At 47.2% G+C, this 25,499-nt stretch carries 21 protein-coding genes and 1 tRNA gene; 6 read left to right on the forward strand and 16 right to left on the reverse strand.

Features of this window, described 5'->3' with window-relative positions:
• Window positions 1-25: 25 nt before the first annotated feature.
• Window positions 26-1,936, forward strand: coding sequence for a molecular chaperone DnaK (gene dnaK, locus QFZ48_RS29415; RefSeq protein WP_429047271.1), 1,911 nt, complete (start codon window positions 26-28; stop codon window positions 1,934-1,936).
• Between the two features lie 641 nt (window positions 1,937-2,577).
• Here dnaK and QFZ48_RS29420 read toward each other — a convergent pair.
• Window positions 2,578-2,661, reverse strand: a tRNA-Leu gene (locus QFZ48_RS29420).
• A 164-nt stretch (window positions 2,662-2,825) separates the two neighbouring features.
• Between QFZ48_RS29420 and QFZ48_RS29425 the strand changes: the two genes are divergently transcribed.
• Complete coding sequence (locus tag QFZ48_RS29425) at window positions 2,826-4,040, forward strand: NAD(P)-dependent oxidoreductase (protein WP_429047269.1); 1,215 nt, start codon at window positions 2,826-2,828, stop codon at window positions 4,038-4,040.
• Here the strand turns inward: QFZ48_RS29425 and QFZ48_RS29430 are convergent.
• The 6 genes from QFZ48_RS29430 to QFZ48_RS29455 all read right to left on the reverse strand — a co-directional run bounded on the left by QFZ48_RS29430 (window position 4,035) and on the right by QFZ48_RS29455 (window position 12,238).
• Window positions 4,035-6,833: a gliding motility-associated C-terminal domain-containing protein gene (locus tag QFZ48_RS29430; RefSeq protein ID WP_429065033.1), complete on the reverse strand. Its 2,799-nt coding sequence runs from the start codon at window positions 6,831-6,833 to the stop codon at window positions 4,035-4,037. The genes QFZ48_RS29425 and QFZ48_RS29430 overlap by 6 nt on opposite strands.
• A gap of 34 nt (window positions 6,834-6,867) precedes the next feature.
• Window positions 6,868-7,266, reverse strand: a complete 399-nt coding sequence (locus tag QFZ48_RS29435; RefSeq protein ID WP_429065035.1) for a hypothetical protein — start codon at window positions 7,264-7,266, stop codon at window positions 6,868-6,870.
• Complete coding sequence (locus tag QFZ48_RS29440) at window positions 7,256-7,591, reverse strand: methyltransferase domain-containing protein (protein ID WP_429065037.1); 336 nt, start codon at window positions 7,589-7,591, stop codon at window positions 7,256-7,258. Before QFZ48_RS29440 ends, QFZ48_RS29435 begins: the two co-directional genes overlap by 11 nt.
• A 2-nt stretch (window positions 7,592-7,593) precedes the next feature.
• A complete protein-coding gene (locus QFZ48_RS29445; protein WP_429065039.1) occupies window positions 7,594-9,729 on the reverse strand; it encodes an alpha-L-fucosidase in 2,136 nt (711 codons plus the stop codon).
• A gap of 172 nt (window positions 9,730-9,901) precedes the next feature.
• Window positions 9,902-10,906: a tRNA (adenosine(37)-N6)-threonylcarbamoyltransferase complex transferase subunit TsaD gene (gene tsaD / locus QFZ48_RS29450; RefSeq protein WP_429047262.1), complete on the reverse strand. Its 1,005-nt coding sequence runs from the start codon at window positions 10,904-10,906 to the stop codon at window positions 9,902-9,904.
• A gap of 78 nt (window positions 10,907-10,984) precedes the next feature.
• Entirely contained in the window at window positions 10,985-12,238 is a 1,254-nt protein-coding gene (locus tag QFZ48_RS29455) for an ABC transporter permease (RefSeq protein WP_429047260.1), read from the reverse strand.
• A 102-nt stretch (window positions 12,239-12,340) separates the two neighbouring features.
• On the opposite strand from QFZ48_RS29455, the gene QFZ48_RS29460 reads away from it, so the two are divergent.
• Window positions 12,341-13,924 carry a peptide chain release factor 3 gene (locus QFZ48_RS29460; protein WP_370909935.1) on the forward strand — a complete coding sequence of 528 codons (1,584 nt, stop codon included), beginning with the start codon at window positions 12,341-12,343 and terminating at the stop codon, window positions 13,922-13,924.
• A gap of 533 nt (window positions 13,925-14,457) precedes the next feature.
• Here the strand turns inward: QFZ48_RS29460 and QFZ48_RS29465 are convergent.
• The 3 genes from QFZ48_RS29465 to QFZ48_RS29475 form a co-directional block, all read right to left on the reverse strand.
• On the reverse strand, window positions 14,458-14,955 hold the full coding sequence (locus tag QFZ48_RS29465) for a DUF6265 family protein (protein WP_429047256.1): 498 nt from the start codon (window positions 14,953-14,955) through the stop codon (window positions 14,458-14,460).
• Window positions 14,927-16,849 (reverse strand): menaquinone biosynthesis decarboxylase, encoded by a 1,923-nt coding sequence (locus QFZ48_RS29470; protein WP_429047253.1) that lies wholly within the window; start codon window positions 16,847-16,849, stop codon window positions 14,927-14,929. Before QFZ48_RS29470 ends, QFZ48_RS29465 begins: the two co-directional genes overlap by 29 nt.
• Window positions 16,850-16,954: 105 nt before the next feature.
• Entirely contained in the window at window positions 16,955-17,281 is a 327-nt protein-coding gene (locus tag QFZ48_RS29475; RefSeq protein WP_429065041.1) for a hypothetical protein, read from the reverse strand.
• Between the two features lie 192 nt (window positions 17,282-17,473).
• Here QFZ48_RS29475 and QFZ48_RS29480 point away from each other — a divergent pair, with 192 nt between their 5' ends.
• Window positions 17,474-17,704, forward strand: a complete 231-nt coding sequence (locus QFZ48_RS29480) for a hypothetical protein (protein WP_429065043.1) — start codon at window positions 17,474-17,476, stop codon at window positions 17,702-17,704.
• A gap of 212 nt (window positions 17,705-17,916) precedes the next feature.
• Here the strand turns inward: QFZ48_RS29480 and QFZ48_RS29485 are convergent, their stop codons facing one another.
• From QFZ48_RS29485 to QFZ48_RS29495, 3 genes are all read right to left on the reverse strand, one after another.
• Entirely contained in the window at window positions 17,917-18,783 is an 867-nt protein-coding gene (locus QFZ48_RS29485) for a DUF6089 family protein (RefSeq protein WP_429065045.1), read from the reverse strand.
• 170 nt (window positions 18,784-18,953) lie between these two features.
• A complete protein-coding gene (locus QFZ48_RS29490) occupies window positions 18,954-19,301 on the reverse strand; it encodes a DsrE family protein (RefSeq protein WP_429047247.1) in 348 nt (115 codons plus the stop codon).
• 68 nt (window positions 19,302-19,369) lie between these two features.
• Entirely contained in the window at window positions 19,370-19,606 is a 237-nt protein-coding gene (locus tag QFZ48_RS29495) for a hypothetical protein (RefSeq protein WP_370909928.1), read from the reverse strand.
• Between the two features lie 456 nt (window positions 19,607-20,062).
• Between QFZ48_RS29495 and QFZ48_RS29500 the strand changes: the two genes are divergently transcribed.
• Window positions 20,063-20,983, forward strand: coding sequence for a helix-turn-helix transcriptional regulator (locus QFZ48_RS29500; RefSeq protein ID WP_370909927.1), 921 nt, complete (start codon window positions 20,063-20,065; stop codon window positions 20,981-20,983).
• A 46-nt stretch (window positions 20,984-21,029) separates the two neighbouring features.
• Here QFZ48_RS29500 and QFZ48_RS29505 read toward each other — a convergent pair whose 3' ends face one another.
• Window positions 21,030-22,115, reverse strand: coding sequence for a family 20 glycosylhydrolase (locus tag QFZ48_RS29505; RefSeq protein WP_429047242.1), 1,086 nt, complete (start codon window positions 22,113-22,115; stop codon window positions 21,030-21,032).
• A 142-nt stretch (window positions 22,116-22,257) separates the two neighbouring features.
• Here QFZ48_RS29505 and QFZ48_RS29510 point away from each other — a divergent pair, with 142 nt between their 5' ends.
• Window positions 22,258-23,343: an AI-2E family transporter gene (locus tag QFZ48_RS29510; RefSeq protein ID WP_429065046.1), complete on the forward strand. Its 1,086-nt coding sequence runs from the start codon at window positions 22,258-22,260 to the stop codon at window positions 23,341-23,343.
• 46 nt (window positions 23,344-23,389) lie between these two features.
• On the opposite strand, the gene QFZ48_RS29515 is transcribed toward QFZ48_RS29510, so the two are convergent.
• Both QFZ48_RS29515 and QFZ48_RS29520 read right to left on the reverse strand, forming a co-directional pair.
• Window positions 23,390-24,763, reverse strand: a complete 1,374-nt coding sequence (locus tag QFZ48_RS29515) for an ATP-binding protein (RefSeq protein WP_429065048.1) — start codon at window positions 24,761-24,763, stop codon at window positions 23,390-23,392.
• Between the two features lie 4 nt (window positions 24,764-24,767).
• Window positions 24,768-25,448 (reverse strand): response regulator transcription factor, encoded by a 681-nt coding sequence (locus QFZ48_RS29520; RefSeq protein ID WP_429047236.1) that lies wholly within the window; start codon window positions 25,446-25,448, stop codon window positions 24,768-24,770.
• Window positions 25,449-25,499: the final 51 nt, after the last annotated feature.

The following is a 25,499-nucleotide window of genomic DNA, read 5'->3' on the forward strand; positions in this document are numbered from 1 at the left end:
TCTTTAAATACTTTAATTTCTATTTATGGGCAAAATAATCGGAATAGATTTAGGTACTACTAACAGCTGTGTGGCGGTAATGGAAGGCAATGAACCCATCGTGATAGCTAATGACGAGGGAAAAAGAACTACCCCTTCAGTAGTGGCTTTCAGTAAAAACGGAGAACGTAAGGTAGGTGATCCGGCAAAACGGCAGGCCATTACTAATCCTCACAATACAATAATGTCTGTAAAGCGATTTATGGGTAGGAAGTTTGACGAGGTTCAAAGCGAATTATCTCATGTTAGCTACAAAGTAGTCAGAGGTGATAATGATACCATCCGTATAGATATAGAAGGCCGCCTATATACTCCTCAGGAAATTTCCGCAATCATTTTGCAGAAGATGAAAAAAATTGCGGAGGATTATTTGGGACAGGCGGTCACAGAAGCTGTAATAACAGTGCCGGCTTACTTTAATGATGCTCAAAGACAAGCTACAAAAGAAGCGGGTGAAATAGCCGGGTTGAAAGTAAGCCGTATTGTAAATGAGCCTACCGCTGCAGCTCTGGCGTATGGACTAGGGAAACAAGACAGAAATCATAAAATCGCGGTATTCGATCTTGGGGGAGGAACATTCGATATTTCTATTCTGGAACTTGGTGATGGCGTGTTTGAGGTAAAATCTACTAACGGTGATACTCACCTTGGCGGTGACGACTTTGACAAGATTATCATGGACTGGCTGGCAGAGGTGTTTAAGAGCAATGAGGGCATTGATCTTCGTAAAGACCACATGGCACTGCAAAGGTTAAAAGAGGCTGCTGAAAAGGCAAAAATTGAACTTTCTTCAGCTACAGAAACCGAGATAAACCTTCCTTATATTACCGCTGTGGATGGAGCGCCTAAGCACCTGGTAGTAAAACTTACACGGGCCAAATTTGAGCAATTAGCAGATTCTTTGTTTGAGAGATGTCTCAAGCCCTGCCAGGCAGCGCTGAAAGATGCCGGGCTGGCAGCTAAGGATATTGATGAGATCATACTGGTAGGTGGAAGCACCCGTATTCCGAAAGTACAGGACATAGTAGAGAAGTTTTTCGGTAGGAAGCCTAATAAAGGGGTGAACCCGGATGAAGTAGTAGCAATTGGAGCTGCCATACAGGGCGCCATCCTAACCGGGGAAGTAAAAGACGTTGTACTCCTGGATGTAACACCATTATCGCTCGGTTTGGAAACGATGGGAGGCGTAATGACTACACTAATACCTGCCAATACAACCATTCCTGCAAAGAAATCAGAAGTGTTTTCTACTGCTAGCGATAATCAGCCCGGAGTGCAGATACAGGTATTGCAGGGAGACAGATCGATGGCCAAGGACAATAAAAGCCTGGGGATTTTCAATTTGGATGGCATTCCACCTGCACCCAGAGGCGTTCCCCAGATTGAAGTAATATTTGATATTGATGCGAATGGTATTTTGAATGTCAGCGCCATAGACAAAGGCACAGGGAAACAGCAGACCATCCGTATTGAGGCTGGAAGTGGGTTGAGTAAAGAGGAGGTGGAGAAGATGAGGGCGGATGCAAAAGCGAATGAGGCGGTAGATAAAGCTGCCAGGAAAAAAGCAGAAAAGATGAATCAAGCCGACAGCCTGATATTTCAGACTGAAAAACAGTTAAAGGAATTTGGAGATAAGATATCTGCCGATAAGAAGACGACGATCGGGGACGCATTATCCGCTTTGAAATATGCACATGAACATCAGGATGATATTGCTATTGATAAAGCCTTAACCGACCTCAATGCAGCATGGGCTGCGGCGGGTGAAGATATGTACAGGCAAAATGATGGTTCAGCGGGCGGTGATACGACTGCAAATGCACAGGCTCAACCTGATCAGTCCAATAGCAGCGGCGGCGGGGATGTTACTGATGTGCCTTTTGAAGAAGTGAAATAGCATTGGCTGTTTTATGTTTATGAATTGATAGAAGCTCTCCGTGATACCTTTTTCTTTGGTAATGATTGTTATTACTTAGTATCCTTAAAAGTGATGAGAAAAGCAACGATGAGAGTAAATCGCCTCATGTTTAGATCGGTATAGGGTTAACAAATTTCTTCACTGCACAAAACGGTACGTTCGATTTTAAAAATCGAAATCCTCAGTTTGTCGAAATTGTTTTATTGGCTATACCGGAAGGCGATTGCTTTTCCGTCCGGCAAAGATTATGATGAATAACGGCAATCGTATTTTTTTTTATAATGCCCTAGATAATCGAATTACTCAAAATTATCTTAGCCCTTTTAAAAATCTCTCTCAGAATAAATAGTAGGTGCCCAATTACACCCGCCGATCAAAAATTTATTTCAAATTTATTCGCAATTAATCAACTGCCAACCGTTATGATAGAATTACCTTTCTACTGTATGGAGATTATATGGAGATGTGTCTTTTAATTCCACTTTTGTTCCCGTAGTTTTACATTAGAAAGTTCTTTTAAAAAATAAGCCACCATAGGATGTTTGCAAATTGTTTGCAAATTTGTTGGAAATAAGAAAGGCCCGCTTGCGCGAGCCTTTCTAAGTATTTGGTAATCAATGTGCCCAGAACAGGAATCGAACCTGCACTCCCTTTCGAAAACAAGATTTTGAGTCTAGCGCGTCTACCAATTCCGCCATCTGGGCAATCTTACTAATGAACTTCGCCGCGTCAATTGCGGGATGCAAATATAGAAACTCTTATTTAATCTGCAAATAATTTTTACATTTTTGTATATAAAAATTTCGCACCCCGCATAAACAGGGCGTTTCAGGAGTTCACAAATGACTAAAATACCCTAAATTCAAAGATGGAAAACAAGATACACATCGGACTTATCAGGGAAGAAAAACACCCGCATGATAACAGGGTAGCCTTTACACCCAAACAATGCCAATGGATCATGCAACATTTTCCACGGGTTCAAATCTACGTACAACCATCCCCGTTACGATGCTTCAAAGACGATGAATACGAAAAAGCAGGCGTCCCGCTGGAGGAAGACCTCTCCCACTGCACCACCCTGCTGGGCATCAAAGAGGTTCCCACCGATAAATTGATCGCAGGAAAAACATACCTCTTCTTCAGCCACACCAAAAAGAAACAGCCGCATAATCAACACATGCTGCAAACCATCCTGGAAAAAAATATCACACTGATAGATTATGAATGCCTCGTACACCCCGACGGACAACGAATCCTGGGCTTCGGCTTCTTTGCAGGTATCGTAGGCGCGCATAACGGCCTGATGGCATACGGGGAAAAAACACAGTCCTTTCATTTTAAAAGAGTGCACACGTGCCACGACTTCCAGGAACTCATCAATCATTACTTCGGCATCAAACTGCCTCCGCTGAAAATAGTAATCACCGGCTCGGGACGGGTAGCCGCCGGCGCACTGGAAATCATGGGCCTGCTAGGTATCAAATATCTTCCGCCGGAAGAATACCTGATCAATACTTATTCCTACCCGGTATATACTCAACTGAAAGCAGGCGAACTCTATCTGCGGAAAGATGATAAAACATACAGCCGGGCCGACTTCCACGCACATCCGGAAGCATACGAATGCCGCTTCCTTCCCTATGTGACCGTAAGTGATATACTCATGAACGGGATCTACTGGGACCAGAAAATCCCGCCGCTCTTCCAGGCAGATGATCTGAAAAAAGAAAACTTCCGCATACAGGTCATCGCCGATATCACAGACGATACCAACGGCTCCATTCCCTGCAACCTCGGCGACAGTACCATCGAAAGCCCCGTGTACGGCGTTACAAAAGATAAGATGGAACAAACAGAACCTTATCTCCCCGGAACGGTAGACATGATGTGCGTAAGCAATCTCCCCAACGAACTGCCGCGGGACGCCTCACAGTATTTCGGGGACCAGCTGATGAAATATGTTTTTGATGAGCTACTGCAAACAAACAGCGAGATGATCAGTAATGCAACGATCGTCGCTAATGGCAAACTAACCGCTAGGTATGCTTACCTCGAAGACTATGCAAAAGGAGCGCTATAGCAACAGGTTAACAGCGCCTTTCAGCTGTTTTTCTATCCCATCAATGTTCTTATAACGGATGAAATATACATAGGCTCCCACCGGTTGCAACTGCCCTTTATATGTACCATCCCATCCCTGCAACAGGTTAGTCGTGGAAAATATTTCCACGCCCCAACGGTCAAATACTCTAAACTCCAGCAATACCTGTCCGTTCGGCTGACGAAGCCTGAACACATCATTCAGCCCATCACCATTCGGCGTAAATGCATTAGGGACATACAAGTCAGAAGCACATTCCTTCACCAACGTTTGCAGGTTAACCACACCGCATTCATTGGAAACAGCCACCCGGTAAATACCCGGGTAACGGATGGCGTAAACATTCCCGGAAAATCCGCTCTGCCATTCATATTTGTCGTATCCCGGAACCAACGTTATAACGGTTGGCCGGCCGGAAAACAAGCACACTTCAGGGACAAGCATTACCTGCGGCTTCTCTTTTAATGCCAGGTACACAATAACCGTACTATCGCAGCCACTGGTAGTAAACAATGCGCTCACATAACGCCCGGTACTGCTCACACTTCTGCCGTCAGGCAGCGTATAAAATTGTCCATTGCAAATGGTATCATATTTTTCCTGGCTGTAAACAGGCATTACAGTAAGCCGGGTGGTAATAATGCTATCACATCCATGATAGGAAGCGAACGAAGATACATACGTACCGGAAACCCTCACTGACCGCCCGTCCGGTAATATATAAGGTTCTCCCTCACAGGTAATAGCAGTCTTCGCAATATTATAACGCGATTGCATCTGCAGGTTTGTAACAATAATGCTGTCACATCCTTTATCACTCTTGAAACGGGAAGTATACTGCCCCGTAATACTTACAGTCCGGCCATCCGGCAAGCGGTAAGTATCACCATCGCAAATGCTAATGGATTCCGCGGCAGTATAAACCGGATTCACCACCAGTGTTGTGATAATAACACTGTCGCAGCCCGCCGAGGACGTAAGAATACTGTTATAGATGCCCGCAGCAGTCACCACCTTCCCATCCGGTAAGCGGTAATTATCGCCCTCACAAATAACTGCATCCTGCAGATAGTTCTTCTCCGGCACATACAGTTCAGTGGTAATGATACTATCGCAGCCCTGGTAAGTTTTCAGGGAAGATGTATAGCTACCAGAACTATTTACCTTTCTTCCATCAGGCAACTGGTACTCCTGTCCGCTGCAGATAGTCACTTTCTCCGTCAACTGATATACCGGCAATATTTTTAAGGTGGTGTTAATAATGCTGTCGCAACCATTGCTCAATCTTTTCAGCGTACTAACGTAAACGCCGGCGGTACTCACTTCCCTGCCATCCGGCAGCGTATAAGTGACGTTACTGCAAATACTTTTTGTAACACTTTCCTCTATCTTACTGCCAAGGATGATATCCTGTATTTTCTCATCAGTACTGCATCGACGCGTTACCTTTACTTTTACGGTATGTTTTTTTTCGATGGCATATGTATGCCGGGGCGACAGGTCGGCAGAAGTAGTTCCATCTCCAAAATCCCACAATATACTCGTTACATCTACTTCATTATTCAGCCTGAAAACAGGGCTACGACTACAGAGGTCCGATGCAGTAAAGTCCGCAGGAAAATAAAGAAAGCTATTTACAAATGTGGGAAAGGACACCGAAGTTCTGTGTTGCCCGGTGCCGGGAGGCTCCATATCTATCGCATCCCGTTCAAAATTACAACCTACACCCCTCACCTCCGGGTTATGGATCATACCCACATACCGGTATCCCCCGTAGTATCCCTGCTCATACCCCATATAAATATGCCCGTCAGGCCCCATCTGAAGTCCGCCCATCTGGATATCATCCGTATTGGTGACTATTGTTTGCTGGGAAGCATTGATGTTGGGCGCCCTCAAATCATACTGGTATAACTTACCCCAATTCAGATAGTTCATGCTCACTACGTACAGCAGCTTCCCGCTGATAGTAAATTCAATGCCAAGTGGGAAAATAATATTGAGCGAAGCAAAAGGAGGACTGATCACGCCTGTACTGTTATTAAACTTCAGCAAATCTACCACGCTCATAGCGCCCTGACGGATAGATCCCAGGGAATGCACCATAGTGCCGCCGTCAGGCGAAAACTTGATATGACCGGTTTCTTCCCAGCCTCCCGGATGAATAACTGCACCAGTTGTATAAGTAGTGGCAGCAGATAATCCGGCAGGGGAAAGCAGGTATACATGAAAGGTAGCGGTATTGGCGGAATGCGTTACTACCCAATAGTCCCTCCCGTTACAATGCCGGGTAGCCGCCATTTTCTCCGTACTCTGACTATTACTCAGCAACGGGGTATTCTTGGTGGAAGGAATGATATCACCTTTACCGTTATCCAGCGCCATATCCAGTATATTATAACGGAACCCTTTATTGGTCATTGTAGTAAACAGGTAATACTGCCCCGGATGTCCCGGAAATGGTACGGCAATACCCGACTGCACACTGGATGGGTCGCCCATGAGACCAGTTCCATTGGGCATAATGCCATGTTGGGCATTCCAAACGGTAGATCCCTCTGTATAAAAAAGTAATTTCCCGGTGGCGCCATCACAAATGGTGGCTACCCCTTCGCGGGTGTAAGTTCGTCCATCAGTAAGAACGGTGGCAGGGGTAGTGTTGAAGTTAAGCCCGGCATTATATCCAAAGTACCAGATATTGATCTCTTTCTGGGCATGCACAATAACGGGCAACAATAAAAACACCAAACAAATTCTGGCTACTCGAAGCATATCAGGATAAATAGAGTGCCAAAATACAAAAAATCTACAGGTATAAATAATATGGCCGTAATAAGGCGATAAATCCAGGCGTATATACATGCTCCGCATCATACACGGAAAGTTCGCTGATCACAGTATTCACCGGCTTCCTCGAAAAAATACCCACGGTCCGAAAAAAGCCATGGTTCACACTCTGCCGGATATACAACGCCTGCTTCAAATGCAACCCTGCTGCCTGCGCCAATACACGGAAACCCTCAAAGGCAGTATAAGGCAGTAACACCGACAACTCTCCCGACGCCGCCAATTGCTGGTCGACTGCCGCAATCAATTCCTGGTAGCTCAGGTTGGTGGCATGCATGGCCTGGTCTTTCTCCGCCTGCCCACTCTTCAACGCACGCTCATAAAAGGGTGGATTGCTGATAATAAAGTCATACTTCACCAACCCATCCAGTTTTCGTATATCCTGCCGGGGTTAGGGTTAAACGGTTCGCCCAGGGCGATTCTTCAAAATTCTGTATGGCCTGGTGAGCGGCTCCGGCGTCCAGTTCCACCGCTGTGATTTCAGCATCTACCTGCTGCGCCAGCATAAGACTCAGCAGGCCGGTACCGGCGCCTAAATCCAGTATAGCCGGCGCCGTTATATCGTTGTCCGCCAGGTACTGTGCTGTGAAAGCCCCTTGTATACAGGCATCTGTACAAACTTTCATGGCGCAATGCTCCTGGTGAACCGTAAACTGTTTAAATTTAAAAAATGTATTTGCCATCTTTATTTTGAATCTAACACCACCGCCAGGTTAGGCATCCGTAAATTACGGTGCACAGATACCGGGTTGGCCTGCCTGATCACGCAGTTTTCTACTTTACCGCTGCCGCCTGTACGTTGCGGCAACTGCTGAACATATAACACCTGCGGTACATTACGGCTGATGCCCACTACTGCCTGCTTCGCAAAACGACTGTAGAATTTGGCCACCAGCTGATTCTTTCCTTCTTTCAAAGATAATAATAACACTTCCGATTGCGTACCTCCCCTTTCCGGGTTATTGTGCAATAACTGCTCTTCCCCGTTCAGATATACTGCAATACCATCTCCGCTATTAAAACTTACCAGGTAATCACCGGCTTTCGGCGCCGTGATCTCCTGTAAAATATAACTGGCCACACTTTTATCTGCGGTTAATGTAATAGGTGCATCATTCTTCCAGTCACTGTGCAGTGTCCACGCAGCATTATCCTTATTGGGCCAGGGTTTGGACGGATCAATATCTTTCACACTTCCATGCGTGCCATCAATACCGGACCAGAAAGGACCCGCGCTGTACATTGGTCCCCACTGCAGGGAAGCCGGGTCATTTTTCAGCGGACTGGTAACACCACCATCCAGCAACACTTCCCTGGTGCTGCCATTCAGTGTCAGCAAAATTCGTTTGCCTTTCTCTGCATCGCTATACACCAGCTCCAACGCAGCAGGGCGCGGTGTGGTAAATGCCCACAACTCACCCACCTCACTGCGGTAATAGCTTTCATAATCAATACCGGAGAAGCTGAATAACGGCGTAGCATTATCCCTGCTCAAACGCGTAGCATGATGTAATAAGTGAACCGGTGTAATCGCCACAGGTCCTTTGCAGGCAACTGCCAGCACGGCAATGTCTTTATCTGCGAGCTTAAAATCTGCGGGTAACCGGAGATAGGTGTTACCATCTTTGGCAGATATTTTAACGGGTACTTTCTTTCCATTGCTCAATAAGGTTACCTGGCTGATCTTACTGTTCAGTCCTGGTAAGATAATAGTGCCATGTTCCGGCTGCTGCAGTAAATGCAGGTACAATTTTCCGGGCTTCGTAGTCACTTCGCCCCAGGCAAAGGTAGTATCGAACGGATTGGCAGAAGCGCTGTAAATAGCTTCACCATTGAGTTTCAGCCAGGCGCCGTTTAACAGCAGCACCTCTTTTTCAAAGTCCACCACAGAACCGTCGCCACGCGGGCCAATATTCAGCAGGTAGTTTCCGCCACGGCTTACCACTTTAATCAGCCCCTCCAGTTTTTCATGCGCTTTGTCTTCCGCCTTGCCATGCTCCTGCCAGCTGCGATAGCCCCATGTTTCATCATACACGGAGGCAGGCGTTTGCCATGCGGAAGCAATCTTATAGTCAGGATACTGGTTATCTCCCATTACACAAAAATCACCGGCATCATTTCCCAAACGGCCACTCACCATACAACCCGGCTGCAAACGATGCACGATATCAGCAAGGTCCCTGCTTTGCTGCGCTGTCAGTGATCCCATATCAAACCAGATCTCGGATACCGGACCATAGTTGGTCATCAGCTCCGTTACCTGCTTCTTATTGAATTCATGATGCTCGGGGGTAATAGGATCACTATTACTGCTGGAAATAGGATACGCCTGTGGAAAATGCCAGTCGATCAAAGAAAAATACATCCCAAACTTCAACCCATGCCTGTGGCACGCATCCGATAATTCTTTCAGCACATCCCGTTTGAAAGGCGTTGCATCCACTACATTATAATCTGTATACGCAGTATGAAACATGCAAAAACCATCATGATGCTTGGAAGTCATTACCACCGATTTCATACCCGCCGCCTTTGCCAGCAGCACAATTGAGTCAGCATTCCATTGTTCGGGGTGAAACTGTTTGGCCACGTCTCCATAGGTATCACTGTAAATACCGGCATGCGCCTGTATCTGTTCACTATATCCCTTCGTAACCGGCTTGCCCTCCCAAACGCCTCCCAGCGTGGAATAAATAGCGCCCCAGTGTATAAACATGGAATACTTCTGATTCTTCCACTCCGTTTGCGCCACAGGTTCCTGTGCTACCGCAAACTTTCCTACCACAATAAGCGCCAGTAAAATGCTAAAAATTCTCTTCATAGATAATAAGTAATGTAAAAAACAATAAAATCAGCGTAATCCTGCTCCAAGACAATTTAACATCGCCGAAGGCGATCCCAAAGCACGACTTAAAGCTAAACCGATATACTATTGATTTAGAATAGGATTTTAGCAATTAGCAGTTCGTTTTTAGCCAACCTTGTTAATGAACTTAAAAAGCGGCTCTCGCAGTAGGCACCGCATCCAGTGACGCAAAGTCACCCGCCAGGTATTTATAGTAAGCTGTAATGGCAATCATACCCGCATTATCCGTACAATATTCGAACTTAGGAATAAATGTCCGCCATTGGTGTTGCCGGCCATATTCCGTTAAAGCAGTGCGCAAACCACTGTTGGCGCTCACGCCGCCAGCAATGGCAATATCGCGGATACCTGTTTCTTCAGCCGCCTTCACCACCTTGTTCAGTAATATACTCACAATACGGTGCTGGATGGAGGCACAGATATCAGGCAGGTTTTGCGCAATAAAGGCAGGATCTTTCTGCTGGTTCTCCTGCAGGAAATAAAGAATAGCCGTTTTTAATCCGCTGAAACTGAAGTTCAGACCAGGTATCCGGGGCTCGGGGAACTTAAAGCGCGCCGGATTGCCCGTCTGCGCATATTTATCTATCAACGGGCCGCCGGGATAGGGCAAACCCAATATTTTGGCACTTTTATCAAAAGCCTCTCCGGCAGCATCATCCAGCGTTTCACCAATTACCCGCATGCTAAGCGGACTTTCACATAAAACGATCTGGGTATGACCACCAGACACGGTTAAGCATAAAAAAGGAAAGTCCGGCTTGGGATCATCTATAAAGTTAGCCAGTACATGCGCCTGCATATGATGCACGCCTATCAGGGGAATATCCAGCGCCATCGCCATCGATTTGGCAAAGCAACTGCCTACCAGCAGTGAACCGATCAATCCGGGCGATTGGGTAAAAGCAATCGCGCTCAGCTCCTCCCGCTTCACCCCTGCGGTTCTCAGGGCAATATCCACCACAGGCACTATATTCTCCTGGTGCGCGCGGGAAGCCAGCTCCGGCACCACGCCCCCGTATTGCTCATGTACCTTCTGACCGGCAATATGATTGGATAACACCTGCCCGTCTACAATGACTGCTGCTCCTGTATCATCACAGGACGACTCTATAGCTAATATTTTAACCGACATAAGGCGCAAAATTAATAAAAAAGGCGGGAAAACCCCGCCTGTACAACAGCTAAGCTGTTGCCTGTTACGTATGCCTGTTTAGTTGCTGCGGATGGCTACCACCGGATCCAGCTTGCTGGCCGTATAAGCAGGAATAAAGCCCGCCAGCAGCCCTACCAGGGCAGATATGCTCAACCCGAATATCACAGAACCGGCAGACAGCACCATCTCAAAGGTACCAGACAGATTAATAATTACTGTAAGAAGATAAACCAGCAGCAAGCCAAAAGTTCCTCCCAACAAACACAAACTCACCGCTTCCAGCAAAAACTCCATCAGGATAATGCCCCGGCGCGCTCCTATGGCTTTTTTCAGCCCTATGATGTTGGTGCGCTCTTTTACCGTTACAAACATAATATTGGCAATACCAAAAGCCCCCACTATCAGCGCAAAAATCGCAATCATTCCCCCACCCATATTGATCGCAGCAAACATCGCGTTCAAACTGTCGTTGGCGGTACTGATTTCATTCAATGAAAAATCATCCTCTTCCTTCGGCCTTAACCGGTGAGACGCGCGCACCACCCCTTTCAGCTCATCTTTCAGCTGATCCATACTCACACCGGGTTTGGCCTTTATCAGGATATACGGGTCCGCAAACCGGCGCTCATCCACTACCGTACGGGCAAACCGGTAAGGCAGTATAATGGCATTGTCGTACCCGATCCCGCCAATCATGCTTTCTCCCTTCTTCTTCAACACCCCGATGATCTTTACATCCCTCCCCGCTACTTTCACCACCTTGCCCATAGCCGCTTCCGGCGAAGGGAAAAGTCCATCCCAGATAGTAAAGCCCAGGATCGCCACATTGGTGCCGCTGTTACTTTCACTGTTGGCAAAGAAACGGCCGTCCAGGATCTGTAAGGTCTGTATCTGGTCAAAGTCGTTCGTCACCGCCATCATCGTCACGCCATCCATATAATCATCCCCATATTCCACCTTCTTATTGCCCGATTCAAAATTAAATGAAGCAAAACTGGCGCTCTGCACCTTGTCCTGTATAGGTTTCAGGTCCTTATACTCCGGCTCCGGACGGTTCATATATTTCCACCACGGATATTCCCCATTACCGCCCCAGGGCCACTTCTGCATATATACCACATCGTCGCCCAGGTCAGCCAGATCCTTTCTGATATTGTGTTCCAGGCTACCGGTGAGCGTAAATACCGCGATGATACAGAAGATGCCAATGGTTATTCCAAACAACGATAAAAAAGTGCGCAGCTTATTTACCCGCAGCTCCTGCATCGCCATTTTGAAACTATTCCATAATATTTTAAGGGTTGCTATCATATTCCAAATTTAGCGGATTTATCGGCACGGGCAGCGCCAATAAACACGAAATATAGCCGGACAAAAAATTTAGTTACCTTTGCTGCCATTTTTCGGATATTTATGAAGTACGCTAACGAAATCAGTAAAAGAAAATCCTTTGCTATCATCGCTCACCCGGATGCCGGTAAAACTACGCTGACAGAGAAATTCCTCCTGTTTGGCGGCGCTATTCAAACAGCCGGTGCGGTGAAGTCCAATAAAATAAAGAAGCACACCACTTCGGATTTCATGGAAATTGAAAGGCAAAGAGGTATCTCCGTAGCCACTTCCGTTATGACCTTCGAATACCGCGATATCCTCGTTAATCTCCTGGATACCCCCGGTCACAAGGACTTTGCGGAAGATACCTACCGTACGCTGACTGCCGTAGACAGCGTGGTACTGGTGATCGACTGCGTGAAAGGAGTGGAAGAACAAACGGAAAGACTCATGGAAGTATGCCGCATGCGCGATACGCCCGTGATCATCTTCGTCAACAAAATGGACCGCGATGGTAAATACCCGTTCGACCTCCTGGATGAACTGGAAGAAAAACTTAACATCCGGGTAAGACCCCTCAGCTGGCCTATCAATATGGGCAGCGACTTTAAAGGCGTTTACAACCTGTACGATAAAAGCCTCGTGGCCTTCCTTCCCAACAAGAAAGCAACGGACGAAGACGTAGTACCGCTCACAGATCTCAGCAGCAGCTACATCGATGAACACTTCAATGAAAAAGATGCCGCACAGCTGCGGGGCGACGTGGAACTGATCGAAGGCGTGTACGATACCTTCAACAGGGAAGAGTACCTCGCCGGTAAACTGGCGCCCGTTTTCTTTGGCAGCGCCGTCAACAACTTCGGCGTGAAAGACCTGCTGGATACCTTTGTGGACATCGCGCCCATTCCGCGTAACCGCACCGCTACCACCCGCGAAGTAGACGTAAACGAAGATAAGTTCAGTGGATTCATTTTTAAAATCCATGCTAACCTCGATCCGCGTCACCGCGACCGTATCGCCTTCCTCCGCGTTTGCTCCGGTAAATTCGAAAGGAATAAATTCTATCACCATGTTCGTTTAGACAAAGACGTTAGGTTCAGCAACCCTTACAGCTTCCTCGCCCGCGAAAAGAACGTAGTAGACGATGCCTACCCCGGCGACGTGGTAGGGCTGTTTGATACCGGCAACTTCAAGATCGGCGACACCCTTACGGAAGGTGAAAACTTTTACATCACCGGTATTCCCAGCTTCTCTCCTGAACTGTTTAAGGAACTGGTGAACAAAGATCCGCTGAAAACAAAACAGCTGGAAAAAGGTATCCGCCAGCTTACAGACGAAGGCGTGGCACAGTTATTTACGCAGCACGGTGGCAACCGCAAAATCATCGGCTGTGTGGGCGACCTGCAGTTCGAAGTAATCCAGTACCGCCTGCTCCAGGAATATGGCGCCGCCTGCCAGTTCAATACCCTGCCTTTCTACAAGGCCTGCTGGCTCACCGGTCCGAAAGAGAAAATCGAGGAATTCATCCGCTTCAAATCCTCCAACATCGTGGAGGACAAGGACGGCCATATCGTATACCTGGCGCAATCGGAATGGTACCTTAACACCGAGCGCACTAACAACCCTGACATTCAATTCAACTTCACATCGGAGATTCATAAGTAGCGGAGGGAGGGCGGCGCCTTCGGCGCCTTTTGTCTTGGAGCAGGATTACGCTGATTATGTTGATTACGCTGATTTTCCCACCTTTTGTTTTAGATTTTTTTGGGGAGAGATTAGATTGATTTTCCCACATTTTATTTTAAATATTTTGGGAGATAGAAACAGAGATCTCTGTTTCTATCTCCCATTTTTTTTATCACAATACCAGGAAAATTTTTCTAATCAAATAAAATGCAGAAAAATCATTCCCATCTTCCCCTAAAAAAATCTAAACAAAAGGTGGGAAAATCAGCGTAATCAACATAATCAGCGTAATCCTGCTCCAAGACAAAAGGCGCCGAAGGCGCCGCCCTCCCTCCGCACAAAAAAGCCACTCCCTGTGAACAGGGGCGGCATTACTTGTACGACCAACTCAAATTATTGCTTTATTGAGAATATCTTGGTGCTGTGTATCGTGTGTGTGTTACACAAAAGTAGGTACAGCAATGCACTCCGCTTTCTCGAAGCGGGAAAATCATTTACGCAATCGGGAAACTTTACTCCGGGGAGAGGGTATACTGGAAAATGTATTCCTCGGTGGTGCCGTCCCGCACGCCTTCCACGCGGGCGTCGAGGTGTTTGGCGTCTTTAAAACGGTAGGTGATTTTTTTGGGGAAATCATTGTTCAGGTCTTCTGCAACAAAACCAATGGCTTTTAAAACCCGCAGTTTCAGGTGTATGGTGGCGGGTTTGTCCTGCCCTTCATAGGCTGGAATATAAAAGATGCCGGTTCCTCTTCTCACCAGCTGCATGGATTGTTGCAGGGCGCTGTCCGCTCCTACTACCCGCCAGGTTTTCCCTTTCCAGGTAGAGTCATTGACCTGGCTCCAGGTTTCCACGATGGTGCTTTTGCGGGTGTTCATCTTCCAGGTGCCTTCCAGCTTATCCAGGAAACGGAAGTCGGCAGCACTTACCTGGCCGGCTGCCCGCAGGCTGCCGGCCAGTAAAAGGATCAGCAGCAGGTAACTACTGTTGTACCACCGCTTCTTCACCATAAATCTGTTGTTTGTATTTGAGAGAAGGAGAAGTCAGTAAAGGTCCGATACCCAGCTCAGGCCATTTGGTATCCACTTTCCGGATAGTGGCATCGTCGGCCACAATGATATTGGGCCAATCGCGCTCAAAATTGTCCAGCAGCCTGGTTTTCAGGGTGCCGTCCATACCAATGCCGCCAATATATTTACCGGGTTCCCCGGAAGGAATACGAACAACAAAGCTGTCACGTTTAGGGTCCAGGTTATTGCAGAAGCGCCATAACGCAGAAGCAAGATCGCTTACGTCCACGGTATGCTCTACGAAAAGGATCATTTTAATGCCCGCCAATGCCGGTAAGGTGTACAGCTTTTCATTCAGCTCCCTCACATGCGAAGGACGGGCCTTTTCCACTGCCACCAGGATACAGGAAATATCCAGTGGCAGCAGCGAAGCGTTGATGCCTTTGATTTCCGGGAACTGCTGCATGATGGCGGCTGTATCCAGCTGCCGCGGCGCCGGAACAGATATAAAGGTGGTGTCCTGCTCTTCTTCATATTTGCGGGTACCATCGATACACATTTTACCGCCAAAGCCCATTTTGGAACAGGAGTGATCCAGTACATCCATCGGCCCCTGGCTGAGGTATATATCGGCAGCGGGGTTCAGGTGTTGGAAGACATACTGCGCCAGCTGCTTATAGTCTGTGATCTTTGTGCCGTCGTCTGTTACCACCAGGATCTTGTTAAACATCATCTGGCCGGCGCCCCACATGGCGTTCATTACTTTCTGCGCCTGTCCGGCATAGTCTTTTTTAATCTGTGCAATCACCAGGTTATGGAACACGCCTTCCACCGGCATTTCCATATTAATGATTTCAGGCACGAGTGTCATTTTAATCGGCGCCAGGAAAATACGTTCGGTGGCTTTGCCTATCCAGGCATCTTCCTGCGGCGGAATGCCTACTATCGTCGATGGATATACGGCGTCTTTACGGTGCGTGATAGCGGTGACATGAAATTTAGGATACCAGTCGGCCAGTGAGTAATACCCGGTATGATCACCGAAAGGGCCCTCCCAGATGAGGTCTTCAGCCGGTTCTACATAACCTTCAATCACAAAATCGGCATCTGCCGGCACTTCTATATCCGGTTGGGTGATACACTTTACCAGCTCTACTTTCTTCTTGCGGAGAAAGCCGGCCAGCATATATTCATCTACGTTTTCCGGCAGCGGGGCGGTAGCAGCGTAAGTATAAACGGGATCCCCGCCCAATACTACGGCAACGGGCATACGCTTATTCAGCTTCTTGTATTCCATGAAGTGTTTGGCGGATACCTTATGTTTATGCCAGTGCATACCGGTCATATCTTTTTCAAATACCTGCATACGGTACATGCCTACGTTGCGGGTGCCGGTAAGCGGGTCTTTGGTATGGATTACGGGCAGGGTGATAAAAGGACCACCGTCCTTAGGCCAGCAGGTAAGCACCGGCAATTTGCTGAGGTCCGGGTTGGCCATTACCACTTCCTGGCAACTGCCTTTTCCACTTACTACCTTTGGCATCCAGGAAGCAAATTGTCCGAGCTTTGGCAGCATGGCCAGTTTATCAAGTATACTTTCCTTTGGTTTGGATAATAATTTAAAGAGATTTTCAATTTCACCGGCCACATCGTCCAGTTCACTCACGCCCAGCGCCAGGCACATACGTTTGTAGCTGCCCATGGAATTAATCAGCACAGGGAAGTCGGTACCGGTATTTTCAAACAACAGGGCTTTGCCGCCATCCGGCGATTTGCTGACCCTGTCTGTTATTTCAGCGATTTCCAGTTTAGGGTCCACATAAGTTTTTATACGTACCAGTTCTCCTGCCTGTTCCAGCGTGTCTATAAAGTGTCTGAGATTTTTATATGCCATGTTTGAATCTTATTACCAATCAACAAAAGTAACCATCCCGCACCGCAATAAAAAATGCCCCCCATTTAAATATGGGAGGCATCTCATTTATTCCATTTTCAGTTATCAGTTCACGATGGTAACACCCGCGTGGAATACGGCCCCTGGCCTTGATGGGTAGTAACGTACCGGAGCTGGTACCGGAACAGGTATTACAGCAGGGTAGTAAGCCGGTCTGGCGTATACCACTCTTTGACGAGGGTAGCAGTCATAGTCATACCTGTCGCGTACATACACTCTCCTGGGTCGCTCGCATCTCTCCCAGCGGTCATCATCATAACGGTCATGTCCGCGCCCATGTCCATATCCGTGGCCACGTCCATGTCCCCTTTGTGCATACGTGGTGAGCACAGTGCCGCCAATAAGCAGCATCAACAGCAGTACTTTTTTCATGTTTCTTTGGTTTTTAGTTCAAGATCGGTTGGCAAATAATAGTTGTGGTGTGTTGTTAATGTTAACCCGCATACCGGGCAAAACTGGCATCTGTAACAACATAAGTGGAACCCGGATATGCGATAAAAGAATATCTCCGGGGCTTACGCGGTTTCTTGTAATGCTTTTTATACGGTTTTTTATGATGATGCGGTGGTGTTGGCGGAGCCGGTGGCCGGTGATGCGGAGGCGTTGGAGGCCTGGGCAATCCTGGTGGTACTGGTGGCGCCGGCGGATGTGGTAAATGTGCCGGAGCCGGTGGCCTGGGTGGCAGTGGTGGTGCAGGCGGCCTTTGTTGTGCAGAAAGGCTCATTGAACCTGTTATCAACATCACTGAAGCTATATTTAAAAACTTCCTCATGGCACTTCTTTTTCGTTAGTTAAAACAGGCAGTTGCACACCAACTTATTTTCTTGCGGCTGTTGATTCATTACTTTCTCCGCGATTTGTGATTCTGCGATCCGCCATAAGCTGGTGGCTGCATTAGTACCTGTTTGAACTCATAAATTCAACAACTATGCCAATAAAAAAAATCCCGGCGGGATGCCGGGATTAAGAGGATAAATAAAGTATTAAACAGTTTGAATATCAGCTGATTACGGCCTGAGTATCGGGCACCGGGTAGCCTTTTGTTTACCCCAGCCACTGCCACCACCCAAACGGTAAGTAATGGTGAACCCGGAAAACGCATACCAGTCGTTATGCTTGTCAGAACCACGGATAGCACCATCTGCAGGATATGCTCCCGGCGCCACTTTGCCGGTTACTTCATCGCCACGGTAAGCCATATCTACCGCCTTCTGGCCACGGTAGGTCAGCAAGGTATTCTGATCAACATAGTTAGTGCTCACATCATCCATATAGTCTGTGGTAGTAGCACGAAGTCCTATCTCAAATCCAAGTGTCCATTTATCATTGATGATCGCCTTTACACCCGCTCCAAACGGAAAGGAAAAGGAAAACAGGTCGTAAGGCTGACGGGTAGGATACTGCGGTAATCCCTGTCCTTCGGTACCGAGGGGACGAAGCCGTACCCGGTTGCCCGACTGGTCTTTAGAAGTGGGATCAAAACCAAAACCACCCACACCCACAAACACATAAGGCGTAAACCCCTTTTCGTCGAGATCAAAAAAGTTGATTTCACCAATCAGGCTGCCTTCAAAAATATTGGTCCGGAAACTAAGGTTACGGGCCACCAGGTCTTTGGAAGAGTTGGTGCTGTCGGCGCCGGTAGCAATTCCCCAGGTAAAAGAGCCACGGATAGTGAGGTAACGGTTAATATCCTTTCTCACCAGCAAGCCAAGCGCCGGCCGGGTATATTTCATATCCACCCTTTGCTGGGTAAGATCCCCGCTGTAGTTGCTGATACCTGCAAAAGCGCCGACATGCCAGTCCTGCGCAAAGGTGAAAAAGGGAACTGCCATGAATAACAACAGTATTCCGGTAGATTTGGAGAATTTCAATGTATTTAAGTTTAAAGAGGTTAGTCCTTATTATTCGTGCATCCATTTAACGTTATTACTGCAATTTTTATTTGGTGCCGCCCTCCCAAACTTTCAACCGCTATTCCCGGCACTTTACTTTAAAAATGTAAAAATAAACTAATAAACCAATTAACTCATAAACAATTAAACTAACATCTTATATAGGCCCATCCCTCCTGTTGCCTTTCTATAAGGTGCGCTATGGCTGCAGGCACCACTTCCACAAAGGGAAACAGCTGATCCGCTGCCAGCTGACGACTATTCAAGGTATTTTGGCAAATAAGGAAACGGACCGACCGGCCCTGCAGGGACGCTATCTTTTCGGGGAAAGGGTGGCCCTCCGGCAGCAGTAAATTCCAGGCATGACCATGTACTACCACCTCTATGGCTACACGTGTTTGACGTTCGTTGGTATAATGAAGAAGATTATTGAGCTGCCCGAGCATAGACAATTGTGCATCCCGCTCACCGGATGTAATCTGAAAAACTACCTGCATGCCAGCAAACCTAACTAAATATTGGCAAACCCGAAAACAATGACATCAATACCAGGTGGATGTTATTTTCAGCGCTGACTCTCTTTTTGTTTTCCATTATGCAGCTCATATTGTACCTTTCTGAGCTTCTCTTCCAGCTTATTGTATTTTTCCCTGGCCTCACGCAGCTGGAACTGCAACGAAGCCTCTTTCTGCGCCTGTTTTACCAGGTTAATATTAGCTACCCGCAGGGCCCTGAAATGGTGGTACAGGATGGCCCAACCCAGCAGCAACAATAACGCTAAAACAATGATGACGGCTACCATAACATAAAAGGTTATACAATCAAATCAATCAACTATGCTAAACCACCGGCAAATGGTGTTGCGAGGGCCGCAACTCCATAACAGGATTGATAGGACAAAATCATTTAATGGCTATAAAACTATGGGAATGCCCGACTGATGATCCAAACATAACATGACTGTCAAAGATATTCATTCCCGTAATTAACGGTTTGTCCATTTTAGCTTTTTCTGTTTTTTTTCTCCTCCGGAACCTCCTTCCAGGCAACAATTTTTCTACATATTATAAATTCATATGCTAAATGCAAAATATATCATATTGAAAATCAACTTAATAAAATGATCCTGAAATTTACTTCTCCGGTAATCATAAAAAAATTAAATTAGGGATAATGTTCTCGTAGCGATCTGCTTATCCAGGATGTAAATCAGCATGTACCGGATCCAATGAAAATCAACTAAAATCCCTCATATTTTATGGCCGCCCTTTTGACCAAAGAACAACTTGAAAATTTTGCTTTACAAGGGTTATCTTATGCAGATGATCACGTAAGTGATCCCTTTAATATCAGAGATGTGGCAGAACGCCTCGGCATCTCCTACTCCTACTTCTATCACAACTTTGTGAATTACATGGGAGAACCATTCTGGCACTATGTTAAAAGACACCGCCTGGAACTCGGAGCAGGCCTGCTCCGGCACAGTGGCTATAACATCGGTGAAATAAGCGAGTATTGCGGATACGCCACCACCGCGGCTTTCAGCAAAGCCTTTAAACTGCACTTTAAAGAAAGTCCCAAAGATTTCCGCCGCATCATCATCCTGCCCAATGAAAACAGGACCCTGCAGATCACTAAAACCATCACCGCAGCTGTAGGTAGTGAAGCATTCCAGGAATTGTTCAATTATGATCGCTGTGAGAAAATCAGAATGCCGGACAGCATCCTGTACTACTCCTTCATTTCACGGGGCCAGGACCCGATCGCTGAAATGATCGCCCGCATGAACACCTATCATAGTCTGTTTAAAAAGATGCAGACATTATACGATCTGCCACAAAGCAGGATCATTACAGGTACCCTCGACGCCGTACCGGTAACCAACTATGAAAAGCTGTCTATGTTCGCTGGATTGTTGATTCCAACGGCTGCAATAAACGCGCATATCCAGCTGACGAAAAACCACTCCTATCTCGCCACAAAACGGATAGCAGGTGGCAACTACCTCAAACTGCCGGTGCCAATGGACTTCGCCACAGCAGGTATGCCGATGTATAATTTTATCAGCATGAACTGTAAGGAAGGAATCTTCAAAATGAGCGGGAACCACTTCTTCATTTCGCTCGACGGCCCTCAATACTCTGAAATATTTATTCCGCTGCTCAAAAAACATTATTAAAAAGAGAACGGAATGACCAATGATGTCATTCCGTTTATTCTTTTATCTATTTAGTAAATACAGCCCGGAAACAATTGGCGCTCGTATTCACGGTATCTTTCTGCGGCTTGCCCGTTCCATAAAACTCATCCAGGAACCCGGCGGCATCCGACCAAACCGTTTGCATCATTCCCTGGAAACGGGGTTTCATTTCTTTGGTGGCACTCGCCCGGTAATCATACATATCCTTCAGCTGCAGCTTCGCATTAGCCGGCATCCTCCACGGACACGTAATCACCGATAATCCCTTCATCGCCAGGTATACCGGCGTTTTATCCGGACGCTCGTAGTGCCAGTCGCAAATCACCACATCCTTCGGAACCAGGTCCACCGCCCGGTGTGTATTGTTCATACTCGCCTCCCAGGCGCCTAACCCCGTCAGCTTGCCATCCAGCAACCGGTCGCCCCACATCCACAGTTCACGCCCCTGCTGCGCCAGGTGATTCCGGATCGTCCATACCTCCCCGGCAAATAATTCGGCCTTGTCCCGGCCGCCGCAACGCGGACATTTATCCTCGCCAATATAAAATACTTCATCCATGCCGGCATGAAAAGCGGTGCTCTCAAATACATCACAGATCTCATCCACCAACTCAAACACAACTTTATGTACCCCCGGATGCAACGGGCAATAACTTTTGCAATACAACCCATCTGCATTTGGCCATACATATTTCGCCGGCATTTTTACCCACGGCGTTTCATCAAAATCAGGATACACCTTCAGCAGGTTGGTAGTTGTACCCGCCCACGACTGGTGCCCCAGCAGGTTGATCTGCGGAATCAGCCGGATATTATGCTTACGGCAGGTTTGCACCAGCTGTTTTACCTGCTGTTCGGTTAACCCACCGGCATCACGCAGTTCCGGGTGCGACTTAAACTGGTAATTAAAATCAACGCGCAGCACCAGGGTGTTGATGTGCCGGGGCGCCAGTTCTGTATCGATAAATCTCAGGAACGGAGCCAGTCCTTCCGCCCTGGGCGCCGCTATACAAAAACCGCGGACAGGTAAGGTGTCAGCCGGCAGGGGTTTTGCAAAGGAAAGGGATCCACTGCCGCAAACGAGCAGCAAAAGGGCAAACAGTTTTTTCATAACGCTTGAATTTTTACGGGCATGTCCGTAAAATAATAAAAGCGGTGCGCAACTGCAACCTTTTCACCGTAACAAATGTATAATCAGCATTCTAATGTTATACACTTTGATTTTTAATATCTTTGATAAAAGCACTACCTCTATGAACGAGATCAAACTACCGTTTACTGCCCGTCTCACTTTTACCCTGTTTTCGATTATCCTTATCATCTATATAGCTCATGTTGGCAGTGGTATCATCGTTCCGTTGATGTTTGCCATGCTCATTGCCATCATGCTGCTGCCCGTTGTTCATCAGCTGGAAAAATGGCGCCTGCCCCGGGGGATGGCAGCCATCATAGCGGTATTGCTGTTTATCATCGCCATCCTGCTGATAATGCTCCTACTCGCCAAACAAATGGAAGCCTTCATCTCCGATTTCCCGCAACTGGAACAAAAGCTCATGCTGGTGATAGATTCCACCCAGGATTGGATCAATACCAAGTTTCATATCAATTCCAGCACACAAATGAGCTACGTGGAAAAAGCGATGATGGGTACCCTCGGAACCGCCACCAGCTTCATCAGTCAAACATTCCTGTCGCTTTCCTCCCTGCTGGTATTCGTTGTATTTGTATTCCTGTATGCTTTCTTTATCCTCTTCTACCGCAGGTTACTGGTATCTTTCCTGATCAAGATCTTCCAGGAACAGCACCGCGAAAAATTACTCACCGTCATCGCCAGCACCCGCACCATTATTAAAAGCTATGTAGGCGGCCTGATGATAGAAATGGTGATAGTAGCCGTTCTCAATACCGCCCTGTTCTTTATTCTTGGTATTAAATACGCCATCCTGCTGGGCGTAATGGCCGCTATCTTTAATATCATTCCTTATGTAGGGATCTTAACGGCCGCCATCCTTATCATCCTGGTAACACTGGCTACGGGTACGCCTATACAGGCATTGCAGGCGGGCATTGCCCTGTTCCTCATTCATGTACTCGACAGTAACGTGCTTTTCCCCAGCATTGTGGGTTCCAAGGTAAAGATCAACGCATTGATCACCATCATTGGGGTGGTACTGGGCAATATGTTATGGGGCATCCCCGGCATGTTCCTTGCCATTCCGACCATCGCTATTATTAAAATTATTTGTCAGAATATCGAAGAGATGACCCCCTGGGCTATTTTGCTTGGCGATGAATCCAAACCGAAAGTAAAGAAGGTGAAAGTGGTGAAGAAAGACTAAACCATAAATATCGTCGTTGCCGCAGCGGTCCGGACTAACAAAACCTTTACAGCCATTTACCGGCCGGAGGAAAGAAAATATTAAAGGTGGTTCCCTGCCCTAACACGCTGCTCACCGTGATGGAGGCCTTATGCAGGTACAGAATCTTTTGCGTCATGGATAAGCCAATGCCATACCCCTCGAAGGAATGCGCATTATCTGCCCGGTACAGCGGCATAAAGATCTTTTCGGTATCAGCTGCCGCAATACCAATACCACGGTCGCTTACAGACAGGCTGATACCACTGTCGCTATAGGAAAGCCGGCAACTAACGTCACGGTTATACGAAAATTTAAATGCATTACGGAGGATATTTTGCAACGCCAATGCCATCAGCGAACGGTTACCACGGATGCAAAGCAAAGCAGCATCGTCTGGCATACCGCTGAGTTGTACGTGCAGCTGCAACGGCGGCGATTTATGACGCCAGTATTCCGCCAGGTCCCACAATAACTCGTCCATCCGGATCAGCTCACTGTTGGCTTCTGTAAGGTTGGCATCCACCCGTGTAAGCTGCAACAGTCCATCCGTAATGATCTTCAGTTTCTCCGATTCACCGAGCAGCGTACCCAGCGTTTGTACATATTCTTCCGGGCTACGGCTGTTCTGAAGGGTTACTTCTATCTCCCCGATAATAGTAGTTAATGGTGTACGTAACTCGTGGGAGGCATTGGATGCAAAAGAACGCTGCATATCAAAAGCCTGTTCCAGGTGTTGCAACAGTCCATTGAAATTAGCAGCCAGTTCATCTATTTCATCTTTATTTAATCCCTGCTGCACGCGCAGGTGCAGGTTGTTGGAGCGGATCTTTTGCACCTGCCGGTTGATGCTTTTAATAGGTTCGAGCGCCCTGCTGGCATACCACTGCCCCATCAGGAAGGTGATCAGCAGGGCAACAAAAAACATCACGACCAGTATCCATAAAAGATACTGCAGCTGCTGGATGCCCGCCGTATTACGCGCGGTTACTATCACTACAAAATCGCCCTGGTTATCGGGATAATAAATCCCCAGGCCCGACTCTTCCCGGAAAACGAACCGGTACACTTCCTGGTGACGGATGGTTTCCAGCAGCGACACCGGCCAGTTATACCTCGTTTTTTCAATGAACACCGCCTGGTTGTGCTGATCGTAAATATTACTGGATTCATCGGGTATCCGTTCCCGGTAGCTCTTTTCTATTTCAAGAAATTTCTTCTTCGTCAGCTCGTCTTTTTCAAGGTACACCTGCGCAGTTACCAGCGCACGCATCTGCAACAGCTTATAAAAACTGTTCCGGATGTATTGGGCAGATAACAGGTATATCAGTACGAAAACAACCGTAAGGATAATACCTGAAATCAAAGTAAACTGCAGCGATAGCCGGTGGCGGATCTTCATAAGCTTATTTCTGTTTCATCACATAACCCATCCCAACTACGGTATGGATCAGCTTTTCACCGGTAAAGCCTTTTTCAATTTTATTCCGGAGATAATTAACATATACATCAATGGTATTGGTGCCTGTGTCAAACTCGAGTCCCCACACGGCTTCTGAAATAAGCGCCCGGGACAGCACCCTTCCTGTATTACGGAGCAGCAGCTCCAGCAACGCATACTCTTTCGCTGTAAGCACAATTTCCTGTCCATCCCGGCTGGCAGTTTTGGAATGGGTATCCAGTTGAAGATCCGCAAACCTAAGCACCGCAGGCTCCTCGTGGAAGTGGCTTTTCCGTCTCGACAACGCATTGATACGTGCCATCAGCTCAGAAAAATGAAAAGGCTTGGCGAGATAATCATCTGCCCCGGCATTGAGTCCTTCTACAATATCCTCCGTGGCATTTAACGCGGTAAGCATCAATACAGGGATACTGATTTCCAGCGCACGCAGTTTTTTACATATAGCCGTTCCGTTTATTCCCGGCAACATCAGGTCCAGTAAAATGAGATCATAGTCGTGTTCCAGCGCCGCCTGCTGACCGGTAATGCCATCCGTATGCACATCCACATGATGATGATGCTCTTCCAGCCCGCGTTTGATGAAAGCGCCCACTTTTACTTCATCTTCTATAACCAGTATTTTCATATCAAAAAATTATAAGCAATAAACCCTGCAAAAGTAGCATTGTTTACCCGG

Source organism: Chitinophaga sp. W2I13 (genome assembly GCF_050434005.1).
GTDB lineage: Bacteria > Bacteroidota > Bacteroidia > Chitinophagales > Chitinophagaceae > Chitinophaga.